At 73.8% G+C, this 14,270-nt stretch carries 11 protein-coding genes; 8 read left to right on the forward strand and 3 right to left on the reverse strand.

From position 1 onward, the window contains the following. The first annotated feature begins 84 nt into the window (after positions 1-84). The 3 genes from EKG83_RS03335 to EKG83_RS03345 all read left to right on the forward strand — a co-directional run bounded on the left by EKG83_RS03335 (position 85) and on the right by EKG83_RS03345 (position 6,634). Positions 85-3,066, forward strand: a complete 2,982-nt coding sequence (locus EKG83_RS03335; protein ID WP_033429993.1) for a UvrD-helicase domain-containing protein — start codon at positions 85-87, stop codon at positions 3,064-3,066. Between the two features lie 127 nt (positions 3,067-3,193). Next, positions 3,194-4,507 carry an alpha-lytic protease prodomain-containing protein gene (locus tag EKG83_RS03340; RefSeq protein WP_033429937.1) on the forward strand — a complete coding sequence of 438 codons (1,314 nt, stop codon included), beginning with the start codon at positions 3,194-3,196 and terminating at the stop codon, positions 4,505-4,507. A 153-nt stretch (positions 4,508-4,660) separates the two neighbouring features. After that, on the forward strand, positions 4,661-6,634 hold the full coding sequence (locus tag EKG83_RS03345; RefSeq protein WP_063741296.1) for a serine/threonine-protein kinase: 1,974 nt from the start codon (positions 4,661-4,663) through the stop codon (positions 6,632-6,634). On the opposite strand, the gene EKG83_RS03350 is transcribed toward EKG83_RS03345, so the two are convergent. After that, positions 6,585-7,703, reverse strand: a complete 1,119-nt coding sequence (locus EKG83_RS03350; RefSeq protein ID WP_063741297.1) for an APC family permease — start codon at positions 7,701-7,703, stop codon at positions 6,585-6,587. The genes EKG83_RS03345 and EKG83_RS03350 overlap by 50 nt on opposite strands. Then, entirely contained in the window at positions 7,700-8,092 is a 393-nt protein-coding gene (locus tag EKG83_RS03355; protein ID WP_153277856.1) for a DUF2000 domain-containing protein, read from the reverse strand. Before EKG83_RS03355 ends, EKG83_RS03350 begins: the two co-directional genes overlap by 4 nt. A gap of 104 nt (positions 8,093-8,196) precedes the next feature. On the opposite strand from EKG83_RS03355, the gene EKG83_RS03360 reads away from it, so the two are divergent. Both EKG83_RS03360 and EKG83_RS03365 read left to right on the forward strand, forming a co-directional pair. Further along, positions 8,197-8,655, forward strand: coding sequence for an Lrp/AsnC family transcriptional regulator (locus EKG83_RS03360; protein ID WP_033429939.1), 459 nt, complete (start codon positions 8,197-8,199; stop codon positions 8,653-8,655). 64 nt (positions 8,656-8,719) lie between these two features. Further along, a complete protein-coding gene (locus tag EKG83_RS03365) occupies positions 8,720-9,025 on the forward strand; it encodes a hypothetical protein (RefSeq protein ID WP_153277857.1) in 306 nt (101 codons plus the stop codon). Here the strand turns inward: EKG83_RS03365 and EKG83_RS03370 are convergent. Continuing rightward, positions 8,976-10,547 carry a dolichyl-phosphate-mannose--protein mannosyltransferase gene (locus EKG83_RS03370; protein ID WP_033429940.1) on the reverse strand — a complete coding sequence of 524 codons (1,572 nt, stop codon included), beginning with the start codon at positions 10,545-10,547 and terminating at the stop codon, positions 8,976-8,978. The two genes, EKG83_RS03365 and EKG83_RS03370, sit on opposite strands and share 50 nt — an antisense overlap. Before the next feature lie 51 nt (positions 10,548-10,598). On the opposite strand from EKG83_RS03370, the gene rsmI reads away from it, so the two are divergent. The 3 genes from rsmI (at position 10,599) to EKG83_RS03385 (ending at position 14,193) form a co-directional block, all read left to right on the forward strand. Continuing rightward, positions 10,599-11,417 (forward strand): 16S rRNA (cytidine(1402)-2'-O)-methyltransferase, encoded by an 819-nt coding sequence (gene rsmI, locus EKG83_RS03375; RefSeq protein ID WP_407690775.1) that lies wholly within the window; start codon positions 10,599-10,601, stop codon positions 11,415-11,417. A 152-nt stretch (positions 11,418-11,569) separates the two neighbouring features. Beyond that, positions 11,570-13,360 carry a methionine--tRNA ligase gene (metG, locus tag EKG83_RS03380; protein ID WP_033429942.1) on the forward strand — a complete coding sequence of 597 codons (1,791 nt, stop codon included), beginning with the start codon at positions 11,570-11,572 and terminating at the stop codon, positions 13,358-13,360. Next, on the forward strand, positions 13,357-14,193 hold the full coding sequence (locus tag EKG83_RS03385; protein ID WP_033429943.1) for a TatD family hydrolase: 837 nt from the start codon (positions 13,357-13,359) through the stop codon (positions 14,191-14,193). The genes metG and EKG83_RS03385 overlap by 4 nt, the downstream gene beginning before the upstream one ends. The last annotated feature ends 77 nt before the right edge of the window (positions 14,194-14,270 follow it).

The following is a 14,270-nucleotide window of genomic DNA, read 5'->3' on the forward strand; positions in this document are numbered from 1 at the left end:
CGGCCTGAATCCTCGTCCCGCGGTGGAACCGCAGCTCACGACGTCCGACCGGCGTTGTCGGTGGGCGCGACTACCATCGGTTCGGTGCGTTTCGTGGCCGACCTCCACATCCACTCCAAGTACTCGCGGGCGTGCAGCCGGGACTGCGACCTCGAACACCTCACCTGGTGGGCGCGGCGCAAGGGGATCTCGCTCGTGGGCACGGGCGACTTCACCCACCCCGCCTGGTACGACCACCTGACCGAGACCCTGGTGGAGGCCGGGCCCGGGGTGTACCGGCTGCGCGACGACCTCGACCGCGACATCGACCGCACCCTGCCGCCGTCGCTGGCGGCGCGGCCGGTGCGGTTCGTCCTGTCCGTCGAGATCTCCACGATCTACAAGCGCGACGGCCAGACGCGCAAGGTGCACCACCTGGTCTACATGCCGGACCTGGAGTCCGCGGCGCGGTTCAACGCGCGCATGGCCAGGATCGGCAACATCGCCTCCGACGGGCGGCCGATCCTCGGCCTGGACTCGCGCGACCTGCTGGAGACGACGCTGGAGTGCGGCGGCTACCTGGTGCCCGCGCACATCTGGACGCCGTGGTTCGCGGTGCTCGGGTCGAAGTCCGGGTTCGACGCCGTGGCCGACTGCTACGCCGACCTTGCCGAGCACATCTTCGCCGTGGAGACCGGTCTCTCCTCCGACCCGGAGATGAACTGGCGGGTGTCCAGTTTGGACAACTACCGCCTGGTCAGCAACTCCGACGCGCACTCGCCGCCCGCGCTGGGCCGCGAGGCCACGGTGTTCGACACCGACCTGGACTACCACGCGGTCAAGCGCGCGCTGGAGACCGGCGACGGGTTCGCCGGGTCGATCGAGTTCTTCCCCGAGGAGGGCAAGTACCACGTCGACGGGCACCGCAAGTGCGGCGTGCGCATGGAGCCGAGGGAAACCCTCCGGCACCACGGCACCTGCCCCGTCTGCGGCAAGCCGCTGACCGTCGGCGTGCTCAGCCGGGTGGAGGAGCTGGCCGACCGCGACGACGGCGGGCGGCCCGCGGGCGCGGCCGGGTTCACCAGCCTGGTGCCGCTGCCCGAGATCGTGGGCGAGATCCTCGGCGTGGGGCCCAAGAGCAAGAAGGTGCTGTCCCAGGTCGACAGGCTGACCGCGGCGCTGGGGCCGGAGCTGGAGATCCTCCAGGACGTCCCGGTCGACGACATCGCGGCGCACTCGCCGCTGCTGGGCGAGGCCGTCACGCGGCTGCGGCGCGGCCAGGTGGTACGGGACTCGGGCTACGACGGCGAGTACGGCGTGATCCGGGTCTTCGAGCCCGGTGAGCTGGCCCGGCGCTCGGCGTCGTTAGCCCTGTTCGACGCGGCACCCGCCGCGCCCGCCGCCCCCGTCCCGCACGCACCGCGGCCCGCGCCGGAGCCCGCACCCGCACCCGCACCCGCGCCGGCACCCGCGCCCGCCGGCGGGTCGCTGCTCGACGCCCTGGACCCCGAGCAGCGGGCGGCCGCGGCCGTCGAGGGCGGGCCGCTGCTGATCATCGCCGGGCCCGGCACGGGCAAGACCCGCACGCTGACCCACCGGATCGCCGACCTGGTGACCCGGCGCGGCGTGCCTGCCTCGCAGTGCCTGGCGATCACCTTCACCCGCCGGGCCGCGGAGGAGATGGCCGAGCGGCTGGCCGCGCTCGCCCCCGACCACGCGCCCGACCTGACCATCGCCACGTTCCACTCGCTCGGCGTGCTCGTGCTGCGCGAGCACCACGGGGCCGTGGGGCTGTCGGCGTCCTTCGGCGTGGCCGACCCGGAGCGGCAGCTGGCCGTGGCGCTGACCGAGGCGGCGGACGAGAAGCAGGCGCGGGAGCTGGTCGCGACCCGCGACGAGCGGTACCTGGCCGCGCTGCGGGCGCAGGACCTGGTCGACTTCGACGACCTGGTCGCGCTGCCCCTGGCGCTGCTGGAGGGCTCGCCCGAGCTGGTGGCCGCCTACCGGGACCGGTGGCGGTGGGTGTCGGTGGACGAGTACCAGGACGTGGACGAGCGGCAGTACCGGCTGCTGCGCCTGCTCGCGCCGCCGGACGGGAACCTGACCGCCATCGGCGACCCCGACCAGGCGATCTACCGGTTCCGCGGCGCGGACGTCGGGTTCTTCCTGCGCTTCCGCGAGGACTTCCCGACCGCCCGGACCGTGCACCTGACCCGCAACTACCGGTCGTCGGCGGCCGTGGTGGAGGGCGCGCTGGAGGTCATCGCGCCCTCGTCGCTGGTGCCGGGCCGGGAGCTGACGCCCGTGGTCGACCACGGCGACGCGCCGGTCGGCGTGCACCACGCGGCGTCGGAGGCGGCCGAGGCCGCGTTCGTGGCCCGCACGATCGAGCAGGTGCTGGGCGGCGCCTCGTTCCACGCCCTCGACAGCGGCCGGGTGTCCTCCGACGGCACCCGGGGCCTGGGCTTCTCCGACTTCGCCGTGCTCTACCGGACCGACCGGCAGTCCCGGGCCCTGGTGGACGCGCTGACGAGGTCGGGCCTGCCGTTCCAGAAGCGCTCGCACGACCGCCTGGCCGACCGCCCCGGCGTGGCGCGGGTCGCGCACGAGGTGCCGCGCGCGCCGGGCGCGACGGTGCTGGAGCGCGTGCGCGCCGCGGCCGGTGCCGACCACACCGCGTACGAGCTGCTGAAACCGCTGGCCGCCGAGTGCGGCGAGGACGTCGGGCGGTTCCTCACCACCCTGGCGCTGGGCGTCGAGGTGGACACCTGGGACCCGCGGGCCGACCGCATCTCCCTGCTGACCCTGCACGCCTCCAAGGGCCTGGAGTTCCCGGTGGTGTTCGTGGTCGGCTGCGAGGACGGCCTGCTGCCGATGCGGTGGCCGGGCGACGACGACCCGGAGGCCGTCGACGAGGAGCGCCGGCTGCTGTTCGTCGGCATGACCCGGGCCCAGCGGCACCTGTTCCTCAGCCACACCACCACCCGGCCGAGGTCGCCGTTCCTGGCCGCGCTCACCTCGTTCGAGCAGGTCGGGGCGGCCCGGCCGCGGCGGCCGCGCAAGGGCACCCAGCTCAGCCTGCTGTGAAGAAATTGGACCAGACCATAACGCGGCGTTAGGACCCGACTGGTACATCCCCCGCCCCCTCCCCGCCGGCTAGCGTCGGTGCACGGCCCCGCATCCCGTGTCACCACCCCCTGCGAGGAGACAGCGGATGACTCGACGCACCGTCGCCGCGATGGCCGCGGCGGTCCTGGGCGCTGCCGGCGTGGCAGCGGCCCTGACCACCACCGCGACCGCCGGTCCACCCCTGCGACCGGACCTGGACGGCGGCCTGGTCGCCGCCATGGCGCGCGACTTCAGGATCACCCCGGACCAGGCGCGCGACCGCATCGCCCGGGAGACCGCCGCGGCCGGGACCGAGGGCGCGCTCAAGGCGCGCCTGGGCCCCGGGTTCGCGGGCGCCTGGCTCAACGCCGACGCCACCGAGCTGGTGGTCGGCGTCACCACCGACGCCCAGATCCAGGTGGTCCGGGACGCCGGCGCCACGCCGAAGCGGGTCGCGCGGACCCTGGCCCAGCTCGACGCGCTCAAGGCCGGGCTGGACCGCAACGCCCGCAACGCGCCCGCCACCGTGCCCGGCTGGTACGTCGACACCCCGACCAACGAGGTCGTCGTGCTCGCCCGCGACGTCGCGGCCGGCCGCGCCTTCGCCGAGGCGGGCGGCCTGACCGACGCCGAGTTCCGGGTCGAGCCCACGACCGAGCGGCCGCGCCCGCTGATCGACGTGATCGGCGGCAACGCTTACTACATCGGCAGCGGCTCGCGCTGCTCGGTCGGGTTCGCGGTCGAGGGCGGCTTCGTCACCGCCGGCCACTGCGGCCGCACGGGCGCGACGACCACCCAGCCCAGCGGCACGTTCGCCGGTTCGAGCTTCCCCGGCAACGACTACGCGTGGGTCCGCACGGCCGCGGGCAACACCGGCCGGCCGCTGGTCAACCGCTACCCCGGCACGGTGTCGGTGCGCGGTGCCACCGAGGCCCCGGTGGGCGCCTCGATCTGCCGCTCCGGCTCCACCACGGGCTGGCGCTGCGGCACGGTCCAGCAGAAGAACGCCTCGGTGACCTACCCCGAAGGCACCATCACCGGCCTGACCCGCACGAACGCCTGCGCCGAGCCCGGCGACTCCGGCGGTTCGTGGCTGTCCGGTGACCAGGCGCAGGGCGTCACCTCCGGGGGTTCCGGGAACTGCACGTCCGGCGGGACGACCTACTTCCAGCCGGTCGGCGAGATCCTCCAGGTGTACGGCCTGCAGCTGATCGTCGAGGGCGGCTCACCGACGAGCACCACCACGCCGACCTCGACGACCACGAACCCGGGCCAGACCACCTGGCAGCCAGGCGTCGCGTACGCTGCCGGCTCCCTCGTGACGTACGACGGCGTCGGGTACACGTGCTTGCAGGGGCACACGTCCCAACCAGGCTGGGAACCACCGGTGGTGCCGGCTCTGTGGGAGCGCGTGGGTTAGCGGCGACCGCACGCGCGGGGAGGGGCCCGGCTTGCCGGCCGGGCCCCCCTTTCCGCGTCGCCACCAGGCAGTACCCGGTTCCGACCCACCACCTCGTCCGCGAACGGCCGTCGGCGCGCCCCGCACCCGTACCCTGAGAGGCGACGAGAAGGGGTGGTGCGCGTCGTGGAGCTGGCCGAGTCGCTGCTGACGTGGCTGCACGGCTGGGTGGGCGTGGGGCTGTGCCCCGGCGACTGGGCTTGGACCGCCACCGCGTTCGGCGCGCTGGTCGGCGTGCTGCCGACGCTCGCCGCGCTGCTGTCGATCACCGTGCGCCGGGTCGTCGGCAACTCCTACGGGCCGGTCACCGGCGCGATCTTCGCCGTGCTCGGCGTGACCAGCACCCTGGTGCTGCCGTGGGTGGCGTTCTCCGGCGCCTACAAGCTGCTGAGCACCGGCCGGCTGCCCGGCGCCGCGTCGCTGGACGAGGCGCCGTGCGCGGGGTTCACCCAGTTCGACTACCTGATCGGGTCGCCCTCCGTCCTGGAGGTGTTCCAGGGCGGCAACGTCCTCTACATGGTGGCCGGCGGCGCGACGATCGCGCTGGCGCTGCTGTGCCTGCTGTTCGTCATGCTCCAGGCCGGTTCGACCTTCCGGCTGGGCCCGAGCTGGCCGCGCCGGGTGTTCTGGCCGCCGTTCCTGGTGCTGCTGGTGGCCGTCTCCGCACTGCCCGTGATGCTGCTGGGCCACCTGCTGCTCGGTTTCTTCCCGGTTGCGCTGTTCGGCTCCCTCGTGGTGCGGGTTTTCGGGTTGACTACCGCCATGCTCAACCGCCCCGGTCGCGATCGCGGGACCCCCGACCCGCAGCCCGCGGCGTCCAGGACGCCGCAGAACTCCTCGCCGCACCAGTCCGCCGGCCACCAGTCGTCCGGTCACCAGTCGTCCGGCCACCAACCGGTGCACCAGTCCTCGGGACACCAGCCGCCGCCGTACCAGCCGGACAAGCCGCCGCCGTACCAGTCGGAGAAGCCGCCGCCCTACCAGCCCGCGCAGATCCCGCCCTACCAGCCCGCGCCCTACCGGCCGGTGCCGCCGCCGAACCGGCAGTACCCGCCGACGCGGGTCGCCGAGGTCCGCCCGGAGCCGCCCAGGCCCACGCGCGTGGAGCAGCAGCCGACCCCGCAGCCGAGCAGGCTGGCCGACACGCCCGGCCCGCTGCCGTTCGGGCCCGGCGCGGTGTCCTCGGGCTCCAACCCGGCGCCGGTGGCGAACTCCGGCAAGGTGTGGAACCCGGCGGGCGGCCGGTTCCGCCGCATCCGCCAGCTCGGCCGCGGCGGGTTCGGCACGGTCTGGCTGGCCGTGGACGAGCAGCTGGCCCGCACGGTCGCGGTCAAGCTCGCGCACGCCCCGGACAACGAGACCGAGCAGCGCATGGTCCGCGAGGCACGCGCCCTGGCCGCCGTGCGGCACCCCAACTGCGTGCGGGTGTTCGACATCGTCCAGGACCCGGACGGCCTGGCCATCATCATGGAGTACATCGACGGCCGGCCGCTGTCGGAGGTGGTGCTCAACAGCGGCCTGCTCGCCGACACGCTGGCCGCCCGGCTGTGGGTCAACATGGCCGACGCGCTGGCCGCCGCCCACGACCAGGGCGTGCTGCACCGGGACGTGAAGCCGTCCAACGTCATCGTGGACACCCACGGCACCGCGCACCTGATCGACTTCGGCATCGCCCGGTCGAAGGGCGACAGCACGCTCACCGCCACCGGGATGATGGTCGGCACGCCCGACTTCCTCGCCCCGGAGACCGCCCGCGGCGAACCCGCGAGCCCGGCCTCCGACGCCTGGCAGCTGGCCGCCACGGTCAGCTACGCGCTCACCGGCCAGCCGCCGCGCGGGTCGCGGGAGAACCCGATCTCCGCGCTGATGGCCGCCGCGCAGGGCGAGCCGTGCGTGAAGCTGCCCCAGCACAGCGCCCACACCCGGCTGCTGACCAGCGCGCTGGACCCCGAACCGGCCAAGCGGCCGTCGCTGACCGCGGTCCGCGCGGAGCTGGGCGCGTGGCTGTCGCAGGCGGGCCTGAGCAAGGAGGGCCCGGTCACGAGGATGATCGACCGGCCGGAACCGCCGACCCGACCCGTGCGCTGACCAGGGCCGCGACCCCGACCACCAGGGGCACGGCCAGCAGCGGGCCGGCGCACGCCAGCACCGCGCAGGTGGCGGCCAGGGCGATCGCCGCCGCGCGGTCGCGCAGCAGCTTGACGGCGGCGGCCGCGCCCGCCGCCGTCACCGCGGCCAGCGCGGTGGACGCGACCCGCATCACCGCGTCCAGCCCGACGTGCCACCGCAGCACCGCGGCGGTGAGCAGGGCGCACAGGACCAGCAGGCCGGTCAGGCCGTGCCGGCCGCCCAGGCGCGCCCCGCCCGCCAGGTAGGTGTTCACCGCGCCGAGCGTGAGCAGCGCGGCCGCCACCGCGGTGACCGGCCGGGCGGCCGGCCCGAAGGCGCGTTCCAGCAGGTCGGCGAGCGGGACGTCGCTGGTGGTGCCGGCCGTGGTGACGGCGAGCCCGAGGTAGAGGACGGCGACCACGGCCAGGGTGCGCCGGGTGGCGCGGCGCGGGTCGGCGAACTCGTCGGCGAGGTTGCTCGCCGCCTCCCACCCGGAGAAGGCGAAGAACAGCACCACCGCCGCCGTCCCGATCGCCGCCCACCCGTGCGGCGCGAACGGCCGGAAGTCGTCCGCCCCGACGTCCGCCGCGCCGACGGCGACCGCCACCACCAGCAGCCCGGACAGCAGGACCACCAGCAGCACCTGCGCGCCCGCCGACACGCGCAGGCCCGCGTAGTTCGCGGCGAACCCGGTGGCCAGCAGCAGGAGCCCGGCGACCACCGGGTCGCCCCGGCCGAGCGCGTGCACCACGTACTCCCCGCCCACCAGCGCGCCGCCCAGCACCCCGAACGGCACGCCGACCAGGTAGAACCACCAGGCGACCGGCCGGGCGGCGCGCGGCCCGAACGCCGCGCCGACGAACCCGGCGACCCCGCCCCGGTACCGCTCGCCGAGGGTGGCGAAGCAGGTCGCGATCGGGACGCTGAGCAGCAGCAGCGCCACCCAGGCCAGGACCGAGGCGGGCCCGGCGGCGTCGTTGGCCAGGGCGGGCAGCACCAGGACCCCGGGGCCGAGGACCGCGCCCAGGTACATCGCGGTGAGCCTCATGCCATCAGGGGGAGGTCGCGGGTCAGCCTGCCGACCTCGGCGCGGGGCCCGTACAGGGCGACGGCGACGAACCCCGGGTCGGTCGCGGCGGACAGGGCCTCGACGTACTCGCCGTAGGTCCGCGCCCGGCGGGCGACCTCGGTGAAGCCGATCCGGAGCACGTCCCCCGCCCGGTACAGGGCCTTGAGCCGGTCGGCCGGCGCGGTGAGCACGGGGACGGGGTGGGTGTTGAGGCCGGGGTGGAGCGTGCCGTCGGCGTCCTTCACGTCCTCGCCGAGCAGGTCGGCCAGGCGGGCGCCGAGGGTCAGGCCGAGGACGGCGGCGGCGTTGGCGGCGAGGTTCGGCGGCAGGTCGTCGCGCAGGACGAGGGCGATCTTGGTGGGCAGCACGAGGGCGTCCGTTCGTTCGATGGGATGCCCATGAAGTTATTCACCCGCGCGTTGTTGTCCACGTTTTCCGAACTTGATTCGGTCGGAGGCGGGATGATCGGTGCGTGGACGAACTTGATTCGGAGATCATCAGGAACCTCCAGTCGGATGCGCGGCTGACGAACCGCGAGCTGGCCAGGCGGCTGGGCGTGGCACCGTCGACGTGCCTGGAGCGGGTGCGGTCGCTGCGCGAGCGCGGCGTGATCAGGGGCTACCACGCGGACGTGGACCTCGGCGCCCTCAACCGCCCGGTGCAGGCATTCGTGGCCGCCCGGCTGCGCCCGATGAGCCGCCCGGTGATCGACGGCTTCAAGGCCGCGATCGGCACGCTGCCGGAGGTGACGGCGATGTACGTGGTGGCGGGCGACGACGACTTCCTGATCCACGTGGCGGTGCGCGACCTGGAGCACCTGCACGCGTTCCTCATCGACCGGCTGAGCAGGCGGCGGGAGGTGATCAGCTTCCGCAGCTCGGTGATCTACGAGGCCATGCGCAACCCGGTGCTGACCGAGCTGCCGCGGTGAGCGGGTCCGCTGCGACGGGGCGGACGAGCGGGAACGCCGGGCGACCTCCGCGCCGCTCGCGGTGATGTCCGCGGTGCGCGAGTTCGGGCGCACCCTCACGCAGCCGCTGGGCGCGCCCGCGACCGGGCGCGGAACCGGGCGGAACCCGTTCACCGATTCCGCGCCCGGCGCGGTGGACGACTTCTACGGGGCGGTGGCGCAGAACCCCGGGCCGTGGGCCGCGGCGGCGCCGCGCGTGCGGCCCGAGGAGGTGTTCGCGCCGCCCGCCGACGTGCCGGCCGCCCTGGTGCCCACCGCACCGTCCTCCCAGGACGGCGCGGTCAGTTCCACGACGGCAGCCACTTCTGGGCGTCCCACATCTCGGGGGTGATCGGGTCGCCGTTGAGGATCGGCCACAGCCAGACGAAGTTGGCCACCACCAGCCCGACGTAGAGGGCCACCGCCAGCCGGCCGGTGCCGCGGCGCTCCGGGCCGTCCGTGCGGCGGCCCAGGAGCTCGCCCAGCGCGAGCGCGATGCCCAGCACCAGGAACGGCGCCATCGGCATGGCGTAGAAGTAGTACATCTGCCGGTCGACGTTGATGAACCACGGCAGGTAGCCCGCGGCGTAGCCGACGAGCACCGCCGCGTACCGCCAGTCCAGCCGGGTGATCGCCTGCCACAGCGCCCACGCCAGCACCGGGAACGCCAGCCACCACATGGCGGGCGTGCCGATCAGCATGATCGCGCCCACGCAGGTCGCCGCGCCGCAGCCGGTCACCGCGCCCTCGAAGTAGTAGAGCATCGGCCGCAGGCCCATCGGCCACGTCCACGGCTTGGACTCCCACGGGTGCCGGTTGGTCTCCGAGGTGACCAGCCCGGTGTGGAAGTCGTAGACGTTGGACGTGTAGTACCAGAGCGCGCGCAGCGGGTCGGGCACCCACGAGTCGTCGGGCAGCTTCGCGCCCACCACGTGCCGGTCGATGGCGGTCTCGCTGCCGAACCACGCCCACCACGTGGCCAGGTAGGCCAGCACCGGCACGAGCGCCAGGGCGAACAGCGACGGCAGCAGGTCCTTGGCGATCGTGCCCAGCCACGGCCGCTCCACGCCCGCCGCGCGCCGCGCGGTCAGGCTCCACAACACCGACAGCACGCCGAAGAACAGGATGAAGTAGGCGCCGGACCACTTCACGCCGCACCCCAGGCCCAGCGCGATCCCCGCGGCGAAGCGCCACCAGCGGAAGCCCAGCCACGGGCCGAACGGCGAGTTGCCCACCCAGCCCTCGCGCACGGCGACGGCCAGCCGGGCGCGCACCTGGTCCCGGTCGGCCACCAGGCACGCGAACGCGACCACCACGAACAGCGTCAGGAAGGAGTCGAGCATGCCCATCCGCGACTGCACGTGGCTCAGGCCGTCCGCGATCAGCAGCACGCCGGCGATCGCGGCGAGCAGGTCCGACCGGGTCAGCCGCCGCGCGATGCGCACCACCAGCACGATGGTCAGCGTGCCCGCGAGCGCCGCGGTGAACCGCCAGCCCACGCCGTCGTAGCCGAACAGCCACTCGCCGATGGCGATGAGCTGCTTGCCCAGCGGCGGGTGGACGATCAGCTCGTAGCCGGGGTTGTCCTCGTAGCCGCCGTTGCGCAGCACCTGCGCGGCCTGCGGCACGTAGTGCTTCTCGTCGAAGATCGGGGTGCCCTTGTCGGTCGGGAACCCCAGGTTCCAGAACCGCACCACGCCGCCGACCAGCGCCACGGCGAGGGTGACCAGCCACCCCCGCAGGGCGTCGCCGACCGGGCCGGGGTCGAGCAGGCGGGCCCGCGACTCGCGGTCGTTGCCCGGTGGCGGGCTCGCCGGCGGCACGTCGCCGGGGGAGACCACGTCGTCTGCGGACTGCGGTGCGATCAGGCTCACGAGCCCGATCGTAGGGTGAAGGGTGTGAGACCTGTATCGGGATCAGGCCGTTTGGTGCTGGCGGCTACTCCGCTCGGAGACGTCCGGGACGCGTCGCCGCGCCTGGTCGACGCACTCGGCTCGGCCGACGTGGTCGCCGCCGAGGACACCCGGAGGCTGCGGTCGCTGGCGGCCGCGCTCGGCGTCGCCCCGTCCGGGCGGGTGGTGAGCTTCTACGACCAGAACGAGCGGGAGCGGCTGCCCGGCCTGCTGGAGGCGCTGCGCTCGGGGGCGACCGTGCTGCTGGTGACCGACGCGGGCATGCCCAGCGTGTCCGACCCCGGCTACCGGCTGGTGGCGGCGTGCGTCGAGGAGGACGTCCGGGTGACGTGCCTGCCCGGCCCGTCGGCGGTGACCACGGCGCTGGCCCTGTCGGGCCTGCCCTCGGACCGCTTCTGCTTCGACGGCTTCCCGCCGCGCAAGTCCGGGGAGCGGCGGCGCTGGTTCGCCGGGCTGGCCGCCGAACCCCGGACCTGCGTGTTCTTCGAGTCCCCGCACCGGCTGGCGGACAGCCTCGCGGACGCGGTGGCGGTGCTGGGCCCGGACCGGCGGGCGGCGGTGTGCCGGGAGCTGACCAAGACCTACGAGGAGGTCCGCCGGGGCAGCCTCGGCGAGCTGGCCGGATGGGCGGCGGAGGGGGTGCGCGGCGAGATCACGGTGGTGCTGGCCGGTGCCGAGCCGTCCGCCGGGCCCTCGATGGAGGCGCTGGTGGCCGAGGTGAAGCAGCGCGTGGCGGACGGCGAGCGCCTGAAGGCGGCGGCGGCCGAGGTCGCGGCGGCGGCGGGGGTGAGCAAGAAGGCCCTCTACGACGCCGCGGTCAGCGGCTCCTGAGGCAGAGGCCCCGTCCGGGTGAACTTCCGCTCCCGGTGGTCCCTCGCGGGCGGGTACGGCCGCACACCGACGATCCGCGCGCCACCGCCGGCCCGCGACCACCAGCCCCCACCCGCGAAAACCCGGTGGCCCGGCCTCCGTAGGCTTAGCACATGAGTGCCTCCGTGCTGACCGCGGTGGCGTGGCCCTACGCCAACGGCCCCCGCCACATCGGTCACGTCTCCGGTTTCGGTGTCCCCTCCGACGTGTTCTCCCGCTTCATGCGCATGTCGGGCCACCGGGTGCTCATGGTCTCGGGCTCCGACGAGCACGGCACGCCCATCTCGGTCCAGGCCGAGAAGGAGGGCCTGACCACCCGCCAGCTCGTCGACAAGTACCACCGCGTGATCACCGAGGACCTGCACGGCCTCGGCCTGTCCTACGACCTGTTCACCCGCACCACCACCGGCAACCACTACCACGTCGTCCAGGAGCTGTTCCTCGCCCTCTGGCGCAACGGCTACGTCGTGCCCAGGACCGAGATGGGCGCGATCAGCCCGTCCACCGGCCGCACCCTGCCCGACCGCTACATCGAGGGCACCTGCCCGATCTGCGGCTACGACGGCGCCCGCGGCGACCAGTGCGACAACTGCGGCAACCAGCTCGACCCGGCCGACCTGAAGAACCCGCGCTCGCGGATCAACGGCGAGACCCCGAAGTTCGTCGAGACCGAGCACCTGTTCCTGGACCTGCCGCAGTTCATCGACGCCCTCGGCGGCTGGCTGCAGACCCGCACCGAGTGGCGGCCGAACGTGCTCAAGTTCAGCCAGAACCTCATCGGCGACCTGCGCCCGCGCGCCATCACCCGCGACCTGGACTGGGGCATCCCCATCCCGCTCGACGGGTGGCGCGACCAGCCGATGAAGCGGTTCTACGTCTGGTTCGACGCGGTCATCGGGTACTTCAGCGCCTCGGTCGAGTGGGCGCGCCGCAGCGGGGACCCGGACGCGTGGCGCGAGTTCTGGACCGGTGACGCCCAGGGCTACTACTTCATGGGCAAGGACAACATCGTCTTCCACTCGCTGATCTGGCCCTCCCTGCTGCTGGGCCAGAACGGCGAGGGCGCCAGGGGCGGCGAGCCCGGCTCGTTCGGCCGGCTGAACCTGCCCACCGAGGTCGTCTCGTCCGAGTTCCTCACCATGAGCGGTTCGAAGTTCTCCACCTCCCGGGGCACGGTCATCTACGTGACCGACTTCCTCCGGGAGTTCGGCCCGGACGCGCTGCGCTACTTCATCTCGGTGGCCGGGCCGGAGAACCAGGACACCGACTTCACCTGGGAGGAGTTCGTCCGCCGGACGAACTTCGAGCTGGCCAACGAGTGGGGCAACCTGGTCAACCGGTCGATCTCGATGGCCCACAAGAACGTGGGCGCGGTGCCGAACCCGGTCAGGCCCGCCGACGCCGACCACGACCTGCTGAACCTCAGCCGGGGCGCGTTCGACGTGGTCGGGGCCCACCTGCGCCGCTCCCGCTTCAAGCAGGCGGCCACCGAGGCGATGAAGGTGGTCGGCGCGGCCAACCGCTACCTGTCCGACCAGGAGCCGTGGAAGCTCAAGGACGACCCGGAGCGCCGGGACACCGTCCTGCACACCGCCCTCCAGGTCGTCCAGGACGCCAACGCCCTGCTCACGCCGTTCCTGCCGCACTCCGCGCAGAAGGTGCACGAGCTGCTGGGCGGCACCGGCGTGTGGGCGGCGCAGCCGCGGGTGACCGAGGTCGCCGACCTCGACGTCGCCGACCGGGAGTACCCGGTGCTGACCGGCGACTACGCGGCCGAGCAGGCCACCTGGGCGTCCACGCCCATCGAGGTCGGCCGCCCGCTGGCCAAGCCGACCCCGCTGTTCGCGAAGCTCGACCCGGAGCTGGGCGAGAAGGGCCCCGAGTGGGCCCCGATCGTCCCGTGACCAAGCGCGCGGGCGAGCGGCCACCGGCACCGGAACCCCTCCCGGTGCCGGTGGTCGACGCCCACACCCACCTCGACGCCTGCGGCGCCAAGACCCCGGAGGACGTCAAGGCCCTGCTCGACCGGGCGGGCGCGGCGGGCGTGGACCGCGTGGTCACCGTCGCCGACGACCTGGACTCGGCCCGCTGGGTCGTCGAGGCGGCCGGCTGGGACGACCGGGTCTTCGCCGCCGTCGCGCTGCACCCCACCCGCACCGCGGACTTCGGCGAGGCCGAGCAGGCCGAGCTGGCCCGGCTCGCCGCGCACCCGCGCGTGGTGGCGATCGGCGAGACCGGCCTGGACTACTACTGGGACTACTCGCCGCCCGAGGCGCAGCAGGTCGCCTTCCGGTGGCACGTCGAGCTCGCCAAGCGCACCGGCAAGCCGCTGATGATCCACGACCGGGACGCCCACGAGGACGTCCTCACGGTGCTCGACGCCGAGGGCGCGCCGCCCGAGGTGGTCTTCCACTGCTTCTCCGGCGACCTCGACTTCGCCCGGCGCTGCGTGGACCGCGGCTTCACCCTGTCCTTCGCGGGCACCGCGACCTTCCGCAACGCGCACGCGCTGCGCGAGGCGGCGCGCTGGGTGCCGGGCGATCACGTGCTGGTCGAGACGGACGCGCCGTTCCTCACCCCGCACCCGTACCGGGGTCGCCCGAACGAACCATACTGCGCGAACTACACGCTCCGGGATCTCGCGACGCTGCGTGAGGCCGATCTGGCCGAACTGGCCGCGATGATCACCCGGAACGCCGAACGGATCTTCGGGCTTCGTGACGCGGTGCGGTCGTAGTTCCCCTTGCGACGAACGGACTACGGGGTTCCACCGCCATGGGGGTGAGCGAACTCACAAAGTCGAGTAGGGGTGTT

The organism is Saccharothrix syringae (assembly GCF_009498035.1).
GTDB lineage: Bacteria > Actinomycetota > Actinomycetes > Mycobacteriales > Pseudonocardiaceae > Actinosynnema > Actinosynnema syringae.